This window comes from Clostridium sp. E02, from assembly GCF_003833015.1.
Lineage (GTDB): Bacteria > Bacillota > Clostridia > Lachnospirales > Lachnospiraceae > Lacrimispora.
Window position 1 is genome coordinate 1 of the sequence record NZ_RJLQ01000083.1, and the last position, 387, is coordinate 387.

Sequence of the window (387 nt, forward strand, 5' to 3'; positions counted from 1 at the left end):
GCAACATGCAGATCACCGAATTCATGTACCAGGGGGCCAACGGTGAATTCATCGAGTTCACCAACGTGGGCACCGCCCCGGTAGATCTGACCGGCTGGAGCTTTGACGACGACTCGCGGCTGGCAGGCACCGTAGATCTCAGCGCCTTTGGCGCGGTGCAGCCCGGCGAATCGGTGATTTTGGCAGAAGCCAGCGAGGCCGAGTTCCGGGCTGCCTGGGGGTTGTATGCATCCTTTAAAGTGGTCGGTGGCCTCACTACCAACCTGGGCCGTGCCGACGAGATCAACCTGTTCGATGCCAGCGGCAACCTGGTCGATCGGCTCACCTACAGCGACCAGACTTTCCCCGGCACCCCCCGCACCCAGGGTATCAGCGCCTGGACGGAGG

General features: G+C 62.5%; 1 protein-coding gene. It reads left to right on the forward strand.

From position 1 onward, the window contains the following. A partial coding sequence (locus tag EFT72_RS19045; protein ID WP_164473232.1) for a lamin tail domain-containing protein occupies positions 1-387 on the forward strand: 387 nt, incomplete at both ends.